The sequence below is a fragment of the Polaribacter sp. IC066 genome (assembly GCF_007997085.1).
GTDB lineage: Bacteria > Bacteroidota > Bacteroidia > Flavobacteriales > Flavobacteriaceae > Polaribacter.
Genome location: NZ_VORR01000043.1, coordinates 25,986 through 36,569, shown reverse-complemented (window position 1 = coordinate 36,569; position 10,584 = coordinate 25,986). Strand labels below are relative to the sequence as shown.

Annotated in this window: 10 protein-coding genes; 1 reads left to right on the top strand and 9 read right to left on the bottom strand. The window is 33.3% G+C overall.

What is annotated here, in order from left to right; translation table 11 throughout:
- Window positions 1–516: 516 nt before the first annotated feature.
- The 4 genes from ES044_RS13775 to ES044_RS13760 form a co-directional block, all read right to left on the bottom strand.
- The gene (locus tag ES044_RS13775) at window positions 517–2,175 is read right to left on the bottom strand and encodes a pyruvate dehydrogenase complex dihydrolipoamide acetyltransferase (protein WP_147119917.1); all 1,659 of its coding nucleotides are present in this window, start codon (window positions 2,173–2,175) and stop codon (window positions 517–519) included.
- Between the two features lie 3 nt (window positions 2,176–2,178).
- On the bottom strand, window positions 2,179–3,168 hold the full coding sequence (gene pdhA, locus ES044_RS13770; protein WP_147119916.1) for a pyruvate dehydrogenase (acetyl-transferring) E1 component subunit alpha: 990 nt from the start codon (window positions 3,166–3,168) through the stop codon (window positions 2,179–2,181).
- Window positions 3,169–3,296: 128 nt separating this feature from the next.
- The gene (locus ES044_RS13765) at window positions 3,297–3,974 is read right to left on the bottom strand and encodes a hypothetical protein (protein WP_147119915.1); all 678 of its coding nucleotides are present in this window, start codon (window positions 3,972–3,974) and stop codon (window positions 3,297–3,299) included.
- 83 nt (window positions 3,975–4,057) lie between these two features.
- Window positions 4,058–4,726 carry a M15 family metallopeptidase gene (locus tag ES044_RS13760; protein ID WP_147119914.1) on the bottom strand — a complete coding sequence of 223 codons (669 nt, stop codon included), beginning with the start codon at window positions 4,724–4,726 and terminating at the stop codon, window positions 4,058–4,060.
- 273 nt (window positions 4,727–4,999) lie between these two features.
- Here ES044_RS13760 and ES044_RS13755 point away from each other — a divergent pair, with 273 nt between their 5' ends.
- A complete protein-coding gene (locus ES044_RS13755; protein WP_147119913.1) occupies window positions 5,000–5,407 on the top strand; it encodes a DUF2721 domain-containing protein in 408 nt (135 codons plus the stop codon).
- Window positions 5,408–5,602: 195 nt separating this feature from the next.
- Here the strand turns inward: ES044_RS13755 and brxL are convergent, their stop codons facing one another.
- The 5 genes from brxL to ES044_RS13735 form a co-directional block, all read right to left on the bottom strand.
- Entirely contained in the window at window positions 5,603–7,510 is a 1,908-nt protein-coding gene (brxL, locus tag ES044_RS13750; RefSeq protein ID WP_147119912.1) for a BREX system Lon protease-like protein BrxL, read from the bottom strand.
- Entirely contained in the window at window positions 7,476–8,576 is a 1,101-nt protein-coding gene (locus ES044_RS13745) for a hypothetical protein (RefSeq protein ID WP_147119911.1), read from the bottom strand. The genes brxL and ES044_RS13745 overlap by 35 nt, the downstream gene beginning before the upstream one ends.
- Window positions 8,577–8,641: 65 nt before the next feature.
- Complete coding sequence (locus tag ES044_RS18605) at window positions 8,642–8,800, bottom strand: hypothetical protein (RefSeq protein ID WP_189663300.1); 159 nt, start codon at window positions 8,798–8,800, stop codon at window positions 8,642–8,644.
- Window positions 8,801–8,809: 9 nt separating this feature from the next.
- Window positions 8,810–10,111: a type II toxin-antitoxin system HipA family toxin gene (locus tag ES044_RS13740; protein ID WP_147119910.1), complete on the bottom strand. Its 1,302-nt coding sequence runs from the start codon at window positions 10,109–10,111 to the stop codon at window positions 8,810–8,812.
- Window positions 10,105–10,461 carry a helix-turn-helix domain-containing protein gene (locus ES044_RS13735; protein ID WP_147119909.1) on the bottom strand — a complete coding sequence of 119 codons (357 nt, stop codon included), beginning with the start codon at window positions 10,459–10,461 and terminating at the stop codon, window positions 10,105–10,107. Before ES044_RS13735 ends, ES044_RS13740 begins: the two co-directional genes overlap by 7 nt.
- Window positions 10,462–10,584 lie beyond the last annotated feature (123 nt).

Sequence of the window (10,584 nt, the reverse complement as noted above, 5' to 3'; positions counted from 1 at the left end):
TTACTCGATGATTCCATTTAGTTAAATTATTGATTATCAGCATAATATACGAATAATTAACAACTTAAACAACTGTAAATCAATTAAATAAATAATTTAAACACAAAAAAAGTATGATTCTGCCCTGTAGTGTAAGCTCATAAAGTATTTTAGAATAAAAGGATTACTCTTGTTTTTTAAAATTAGGCCTTGTTTTTAGAATTAATTTTGAAATTAAAAATCTTTTTTTTTGGTTGATTTTAAGTTTGTTATAGTCTTGGTTTTTTGTTTGCCGCCACGTTGGCTCTAAAAGCGAAGCGCTCTTGTTTCTTTTATCGGACAACAATAAAAAAAACATTAAGATTGAAAATTATTTTTGTTAAACGACACGCAAGAAGTAAGTGGGGGCAACAGTTTGAAATTGCTATTCTTTGGTATGAGCGCGCTTTTTTGAAAATTATGATGTGATTGAATAAAAAAAAATCCTAAACAATAAAGTTTAGGATTTTTAAATATATAAAATATTTTAAAGAAAACTTATGCCAACATGGTCACAGGGTTTTCTATAAAAGTTTTTAAAGTTTGTAAAAATTGAGCACCAACTGCGCCATCAACCGTTCTATGATCACAGGTTAAAGTCAATTTCATGGTGTTTCCAACAACTATCTGTCCGTTTCTAACAACAGGCTTTTCAACAATTGCACCTACAGATAAAATTGCAGAATTAGGTTGATTGATAATGGATGTAAAATTATCGATACCAAACATTCCTAAATTAGAAACCGTAAACGTACTTCCTTGCATTTCTGCCGGAGAAATTTTCTTATGTCTGGCTTTACCAGCTAAATCTCTCACAGTGGCACCAATTTGAGTTAAACTCATCTGGTTGGTGTGTTTTACAACAGGTACTAATAAACCATCATCTACAGCAACAGCGACACCTACGTGAATATGGCTGTGGTAAATAGTAGCAGTATCTGTCCAAGAAGTATTTACTTGCGGATGTTTTTGTAACGCCATTGCACAGGCTTTTACAACCATATCATTAAACGATACTTTTACATCAGGAATTGCATTAATGGTTTTTCTAGAAGCCATTGCGCTATCCATATCAACTTCAATATTTAAACTGAAATCTGGAGCTGAAAATTTAGAATTCCCCAAAGATTTTGCAATTGCTTTGCGCATTTGCGAATTTTTAACTTCTTCAGACTTCTCCTCACCAGTAGCCACAAAACTCATGGCTGGAGCAGCAGCAGGAGCAGCTTTCGTTTCTTGAGCAACTTCTACTGGTTTGGCAGCAGGCGTGTAGTTTTCTACGTCTTTTTTAATAATTCTTCCGTTTTCACCAGAACCAGCAATATCTCCTAAATTAAAACCTTTATCAGCAGCTATTTTCTTTGCTAACGGAGATGCAAAAATGCGTCCGCCAGAAGTAGTGGTTGTTGTAGCTGTTGCATTTGTTTCTTCAGCAACTTTTTCTTCTTTCGGTTCTTCTTTTTTCTCTTCTTTCTTTGCAGTATCTGTAGTTTCATCAGAAGATTCACTTGCAGTAACGCCACCATTAGCCACTATTGCAGAAACATCAGTTCCTTTAGGCCCAATAATTGTTAATAAGCTATCTACAGGTGCAGTTTCACCCTCTTGAACACCAATGTGTAAGATAGTTCCTTCGTAGAAACATTCAAACTCCATGGTGGCTTTGTCTGTTTCTATTTCTGCTAAAATATCACCTTCTTCTACTTTGTCACCAACTTTCTTTAACCAAGCAGCAACGGTACCATCTGTCATAGTATCGCTTAAACGTGGCATTGTAACTACCTGTACTCCTTCAGGTATTTTAATTTCACCAGAATCAGAAGTTTCAGAAGTAGTTTTTTCTTCTTCTGTTTCCGCTTCTTCGGTTTCTTTTTTATCTGCTCCTGACTTTCCACTAATAAGCGCAGAGATGTCTTCATCTTCTTCACCAACAATGGCTAAAAGAACATCCACAGGAGAAGTTTCACCTTCTTGAATACCTATATACAATAGAGTTCCTTCATGAAAAGATTCAAACTCCATCGTTGCTTTATCCGTTTCGATTTCCGCTAAAATATCGCCCTCCTCAATTTTATCTCCAACACTCTTTAACCATTTTGCCACAACACCTTCTTCCATGGTGTCGCTTAATCTGGGCATATTTATAACTGTAGCCATATTTTAACTTATAAAAGGATAATCTTCTTGTTCATAAACCATGTCGTATAATTGTTGAGGTTCTGGGTATGGAGAGTCTTCTGCGAACTTTTCACATTCACTCACCATTCTTTTTACCTCTTTCTTTATAACGTCAATTTCTTCATCTGTTGCGTATTCTTTTTCCTTAATTACATCTAAAACTTGGGTAATAGGATCTACTTTTTTGTATTCTTCAACCTCGTCTTTTGTTCTATAATGCTGCGCATCAGACATGGAGTGCCCTCTATATCTGTATGTTTTCATTTCTAAAAAAGTAGGTCCATCGCCGCGTCTTGCTCTTTGTATCGCTTCGTCTACAGCTTCGGCCACTTTAATAGGATTCATAGCATCTACAGGTCCACAAGGCATTTCATAGCCTAAACCAAGTTTCCAAATATCGGTATGGTTTGCAGTTCTACCTACAGATGTACCCATTGCATATCCATTGTTTTCAACAATAAAAATAACGGGTAATTTCCATAACATCGCCATGTTAAAAGCTTCGTGTAAAGAACCTTGTCTTGCAGCACCATCACCAAAACAGGTTAAGGTAACGGCATCACTCCCTTTATATTTGTCTGCAAAAGCAAGCCCTGCACCTAAAGGTATTTGACCACCAACAATACCATGACCACCATAAAAACGAAATTCTTTAGAAAAAATATGCATAGAACCACCCATCCCTTTAGAGGTTCCGGTTACTTTTCCATACAATTCAGCCATTACTTTCTTGGGGTCTTCTCCCATACCAATGGGTTGCACGTGGTTTCTGTAGGCAGTAATCATTTTATCTTTCGATAAATCCATTGCATGCAATGCACCCGCTAAAATAGCTTCTTGACCGTTATATAAATGTAAAAAGCCTCTCACTTTTTGTTGAATATAAACAGATGCTAATTTATCTTCGAACTTACGCCAAAAAAGCATGTTTTTGTACCAATCTAAATAGGTTTGTTTGGTGATTTCTTTCATTCTTAACTATTGTTGTTTGTTGTATAAAAATATTTTTATAACATATATCTGACTACAAAAATAAAGGTTTTAAATAGAATAAAAAAACAAGGTTTTGCGAATTTAGCGCAAACGATTGAGTTGTCTGTTTATTTGTCTTTTGCAATGAGTAGCGTAGCCTTTGCACCTGTTGCTAAATTCCATTCATTAGAAGAAATTAGAGCACCTGTGTCATTAAATACTTTAAAGGCTGCTGTGTTTGGCCCAGAAGTGCCTTGGTTTAAGGCTTCGATGACAATTTTATTTAGGCCTATTTCTAAAGGGATGTTAAATTTTTGATAACTTTCTTGTAAAGTGATGTTGTAAATTACCGGAATATCGTTCACATAAATCGTTACACGATCGCCATCTGGATATTGATAATCTCTACAAATAATATTGATACTTTTAGAATCGGTTCTAAAACTCCCTAAATCTTGGTCTATTTTCGGAATCATATATTGACCGTTAATTTTTTGGAAAGACTTTAAAAAACGCTGCTCATTTAATTTAGCTTGCGTTAAAATTCCTTTGTTATTTAAATTGTCTTCTTTTTGCTGCTTTTTTAACTTCTCGTTCTCTAAATCAAAGGCTTGTTTAAAACCATTAATTCCATCTAAAGAGATCGAGGTAGGTTTATTTACTTCTTTAGCATTGTTTAAGAGCATAACTTTTGCTTTTCCCTTTTCTTTTTCTTTCGTTCCTTTATTGGTATCTAATTGCGCAAGTGCATTGGTAGAAGCTAATAAACAACAAAAGAGACCGATCAATTTAAAAATTGTTTTCATGTTTTTCTTGCTAGTATGTATCAAGTTTAGTACAAATATAATGCCGATTTTAAATGATGTGCTTTACAAATTGTTAAAACTTATTAATTTACATTAAAATTAAAATATGTTTTTGGATAAGGTTCTTCTTTAAGCGTAAAATGCCACCATTCGTTTTTATAAGGTTTAAAGTTATGTTGTTGCATAATAGTGCGTAAAAGCATTCTGTTTTCTTTTTGTTGGTCTGTTATTTTCGAATAAAAAGGATGCGATTGAACTCCGAAAAAATCGTACGGACTGCCCATATCAACTTCTTTACCAGTTTTTAAATTGATAAGCGTTACATCTAACGTGCTGCCTCTAGTATGTCCAGATTTTGAGGCAATATACCCCCGCTTAAATAAAGCACTTTTAGCAACACTAGGGTAATATTCTTTTTTCATCAAGGTATCATTTAAAACGGTTGCCCATCTTACAAAATGATCTACTGCTTTTTGGGGTCTATACGCATCAAAAATCTTTAAACTAAATCCTTTTTTTAAAAGCATTGTTTGTGCTTGCTTTAAATTTTTTGCTGCCTGCTTGCTCATAATAACACAGTTGTTTTTATAACCATCAATGGGTTTTCCTATAAAATTACGACTGCCCAAATACCGCAATTCAGAGGTAATTGTGCTGTCTATATCTGATACATATACAAAGCCATTGGGCATTTCCTGACTAAAAAAACAATGGCTAAAAAGGAACGCGCATAAAAAAGCTACTTTTTTCATCCTTCAAAAATAAAGAAAAGGATTCGGAAAGTATTCCTGTTGATGCTATTCTTTGCGATGTTATTGCTATCATTTATAGCCTGAAAGCTTAATTTTTAAAACTGGCTAACTATTTATCGAATAGGAGTACCGTAAAACAGGCAATCAAAACTTTTTCTATGTGCAGAACTTGTTTGATTCTTTAGCGAGGTTTTTATTTTAAAGTTCTCATACTTTTTAGATAGTGCTATCTTGAAATTGTTAATACAAAAAATAACTTTATTTTTGCACTTTATGGAAGAACTTACATTAAACACGCCTGCATTATTATTTTCTGCAATTTCATTGATTATGTTAGCCTATACAAATCGATTTTTAGCGTACGCTGCTGTCATTAGAAGTCTACATGACAAATATTTAGAGAAACATGATGATTCTTTGTTAAGACAAATTAAGAACTTAAAAATCCGTTTAAACTTAACAAGGTGGATGCAGATTTTTGGCATTACAAGTTTGTTGTTTTGTGTGCTCACTATGTTTTTAATTTACATCGATTTTCAGCTTATTGCCATTTGGGTTTTTGGCATTGCGCTCATTTTACTAATTATTTCGTTGGCTTTGTTGATTAAAGAAATACAAATTTCTGTGCAAGCTTTGCAATATCATATTGCAGATATAGAAGAGTATTTGAATCAGAAATAAATATCTGCTTCTTTTTTTTTGTAAAAATTAGGAGTATAAATAGATGCATCATTATTTATCTTAATCGTTTCGGTATAGTCTATAAAATCCGAAAACGTATCTAATTGTTCTATTTATAAAATTTTATATTTCTTAATTATTATCAAATTTATTCTAATATCCCTAACTCAAAACCTCTTTACTTGTATCGAAACCCTAAAACTTCAAATATGTCAACTCACAAGATTTACATTTCCTTTTAGTCTGATCCATATCTGCCACATTAAATCTGCCTTCTGTTTTTTCAAAGATATCTAAACCTCTCCCTAACGTAATTTTCCAACCATTGTCTGCAGCAATAAAACGATCGTGATGTTGCTCAAGTTTATACGTTACATGGATACCTAAATCTAAAACACTGGTTACTAACTCTTCAAAATAGCCAGTAGATTCCTGCATATATTCCTCGTTATTCCATGATATAACTTCGAGATTTACCTCTTGCTCTGGACTTTTATTATTGCCTAATAGTATGCAAAATTCCAAAAGATTCTTAAACTGGTATGGCATTCTAATATAAGGATCTTGTAGGGTTATAGTATTAGCTCCTTTCAAATAGTCAGCGAATAGTTTTTTATAAGAAACCCCTGTTTGATTGTCTTTTAAAATAATTTGATGAGGTTTTAGTTCTAGTTTAGGTTGCTTCACTTTTACTGCAATCATCTCCTCTTCAGACTCTTCCTGCACAGCTAAAGCCGCAGTATAATTTAGGTTTTCTAGCGTTTCAGGTGCAACTTCTTTTCCAGATGATACAATGGTATATTTAAAATCTACAGGTTCTCCTCTAAAAGTTTCATCAATAATATATAGCTGATCTTTCACCCTTTTTCTTCCTTCTACACAGAAATCTAAAAGCTCTAATATCTCTATATTGCTTGCTTTTTGATCTGGATAGACTAATTTAACTAAACCAGAAAATGATTTTCTAATGGCTGTTTTATCTCTTGTTGTTAACGAACCATCTAAACGAACTACATCATCTAATAAATTTGAAAAGTCAGATTTCCTCAATTCTTTAAGAATTTCGGCTAAATAATCTACAATAAATCCGTATTCTGTTGAGAACACAGCACTTTTTAAAATACTTACTTCCCAACCCGGAATGTACATATGCATTCTATCTAAAAAAGCTCCTTTAATATATCCTTCAGGAATAGACTCAAATAAATGTGAATTTTTTAGCATATAAGGCACATTGTGCTTTGTATTCCCCACAAAAGCCAAAGATGCAGTTGCTTGATAGGTTTGTTTACCTCTATTAAAACTTTGATTTGCCATGTAGTTCTGCATGATCTTTACCAAATCACCATCGGTACGTTTACTACCTTTTTCTTGTTCAAACTCATCTAAAGCGATTACGTCCCAAAAACCAACTAGACCAATAGCTCCTTTACCAGAATTATTCACAAATAAACGTGCCTTTGAAACATCACCACCAGATACTAAAACACCATGTGGTGATAATTCAGAAAATACATGAGATTTCCCAGTACCTTTAGGGCCTAATTCAATAAAATTATAGTTATTTTCTACATGCGGAATTAGGCGAGATAACTGAATTAATTTATCTCTTTTATTAAAATGTTCAGGATTCAATCCAATACTGTGCATCATTAAATCAAGCCATTCATCAGTAGTAAATTCTTTTCTTAAATTAATGTATTCACTCAAGTTTATATTTGCTACTTGAATCGGTTTTAAATCTACGACAAGCCATCGCATGTCAACATCATCAGCATGCGAATAACCCATCGTTAAAATACACCAGACACCGCCACCACTTAACAGTTTTGGATTGTCCGTAACCATTTGATCCGGTATTGGCACTTTACTAATTCCTAGATTCGCAAAGTCAGCTTCATTAATATTCGCTTTCGTATCATTTAAAGTTACATTAATTTTGTCAATAATTTTATAGCTTCCTAAATTTCTTATTTTGGCTTTTACAACTTCGGCATCCGATCTATGCACATAGTTATTTTGTATTACTTTTTTAACAGTATCAAGGCCTGTTTTAATAATTGCTTCGTCATCTATGGCACAATGTTGCCCCAATAAATACATTTTGCCATTCTTTATTGATCTCTATTAAAAAACGATCGTATTTTTGATTGAAATCATTAAAGATAGGCATCGCTTTACTTTCAAATTCATACAGATGATCTCTTACTTTATCGAATGCTAAAATGGCTTTTCTATAGTGAAGATCTACTTTGTATAATTCATTTGTATAAGCGTTTATATACTCATCTGGTGTGTTAAATTTAAATGAGCTATACTTACTTAAAACGGAAAGAAAAGAAGCTACATGATATAGAAATAATATCTGATTTTTTAAACGGCCCTCTAAATTGGCAAAGCGTTTCCACTTTATAGTTTCATCTTTAGTTTTAAGAAAATCACTAAAAACAGTATCGTAAAAACCATTTATAATCGTTTCTAACATGTCTTCTGAATAATAGCCAAATTCTTGTTCGCTTCCATACCAGGAAACTAAATTTGATGTTTTAATTTCATAAGCTAATAATGTAAAGACTTTCTCTATTGCCTCTTTTAAGTTGGCATGTTTTTGCCAATCATTAAAAAATGAATGCACTTTATTGATATCAGCCGTGCGTTCTAATTTTAGTTTAGCGTACGAATCTACAGATGCTGTCTTACTAATATAAGTTGTTAAAACATTGTATTTTAGTTTACTAGAGATACTCGTTATCGTTTCGTAGTTGAGTTCTTTAAACTTGGTGTCTAATAAATTATTAAACCAATTTAACAGCACTTCATCCAATTCTAATTCCCTTAAATTCTGAATTGTCTTATTTATTTTAGCTTCATCTAATGCTATAGCTAGTAGTTTTACCATGCAGCTATTTCTGTTTGCTACCGAATGAAAATCAAGTGTTATAGAAATTAACCCCAACTTTAAATTATCAGCTGTAAAAATAGTGGAATCTAAAATTTTTATTAATTTTTTTTGTGCTGTTTTTGTTTTAAGAATTTCTATATATCGCTTAACGATAGCCAAATGATTCTCCGTTAGCTTATATTCGGCTAAAAACTCTGATGCTGCATCTAAACGTAACTCAGGGTTCGCTTTTAATAAGCCAAGTAACGGGATATTTTTAAAGTGCATTACCTTGTGGTTTTTCAAATGGATGGTATAAAAACAATTGTTCTTTCCTCCACTCAAACGCTATTTTATATTTTTCTTTCAAAATAATTATCTTTTACGGTAACTACTTTAAGCCCTTCTAAAGCAATCGCTTCTAACGCTTCTTTAAACGATTCATCCGTATCAAAATAAAAGATGATGCTACGGTTATACTGTTTTAAAAGGTCTTTAATTTTCTCTATCATTGGGCTTTTCTAGTGCATTTTTAAATGCGTTTCTGCTATTGTTTGTGTTAATTGCTCTTTTACGTTAGCACTTTTAGCATAGTGCTGCCAATTGGCAACTACCAAACTCATCTCTTGAATAATAACTGCCCCTTTTTTAATGTTATTTACCTTTGCAATGGTCATTAAGTCTACTTGGGTTATTTGTTTATGCTTTCCATTAATACTCAAAGTATGTTGATTTACCCAAATAGTAGTAGGATCGTAAGAATAACATACATCGTAGGCAGGTGATAATTCCCATGATTTCCCTTGTTTTAATCGAAATGAAAAGTTCTTTGTATGATCGTCGTAGTTGGTTGCCAATACATTGAACACCATACGTCTAAACATTTCTTCTGCTTCTGGATATGGTAAACGCAATACACGCATGGTTTGAAATAGTTGCTCATAACTATAGCCTTGTAAATTATTATAATCGTAATGTTGTATCCCACACCAGGTTTGAATATGATGTTTTGTGTTGCCATCGCGATCAAAACGCTTGGTCATAAAATGTGCTCTACCGTTTTCTTCTAACAACTTACAATCCATCATGGTAATTCCAGCGTCTTTAGCCATCAAATAATAGGCGTATTCTACACGACCCCAACCGTGAGTTTCTCCAAATTGTGCATCACTCACACCATCTAATTTCAATAACCAATGTTCAAAACCTTCTGGCACTCTAGTTTGACCAGATTTTACAGCGCCTGTTTTTTCATTATAAGCAATTACCGCTTTTGGGCGTGCACCACCAGCCGATGTTCCTATCTTTAGCACTTCCATGAGCGACTTTTCTTCATCATCGTTTAGATTCGTATCTAATTTTTCTTTTTTGGATAGCATTTTATGTGCTGCTTCTACCAAACTATTAATTTGAATATCAAAGCTATTTTGTGGTGCAATTTGTGCAGGCTCAAATTCTAAAGCTCCCATAGCTCGCGTGCCGATAAAACAAAGTTGTTCTACCGGATTCATACTATCTGCAGGACGACCATTTCTTGCCAACCATAAATTAATTAGCTGATTTCCGTACCGATCTGGTAAAGCATCTGCTAACAAACCAGGCAATCCTTTAAAGGTGTCTACACTCTCATTTTTACCTTTTCGCAGTTCCGGGAACGAAAAAATACGTGACGCTTCTACTATTGGCATTTTAATAGGCGAGATGTCCCATTGTTTTTTAAGAAAGGTTGGACTATATTCAAAACTTGCCAATTGGTTTTGTGCATCCCAACAAACAGCACCTAACATTTCTCCCCAAAGTTTTATTTCTGCTGCATCTACCATCCTAAATCATCTTCTTTTTTTGTTACTTTAGTTGTTTTACTACTAGCGCGTTCGCGTTGTTCTTTTTTTAATTTGGCATAAGCAAGTGGACTAATTTGTGCTGTTACAGTAAAATTATCTAATAGATGTAAAGCATTTAAAGCTCTTAATACTTGTATTAAACTTGTTAATGTAACAGACTCTCCGTTTTCAATTTGACTTATGGTCCAACGGTTTAATCCTGAGTCTTCAGCAACTTGTTGTTGGGTTTTATTAAGACCTAATCTTGTTTGCTTTATGTAGCTACCTATTTGCTTTATAATAGCAAAATCTGTCATTTGCACCCAATCTATGCTAGTATTTCCCATCATTACCTTTGTTTTATACTGTTTATGCTAGTATTTCCTAACAAATATAATCATTTTAATTGAATCGTATTTTATTTTAATGTTGGTAATTCCCAGCGTTAATGATTTAAACTAGGTTTAATGTTG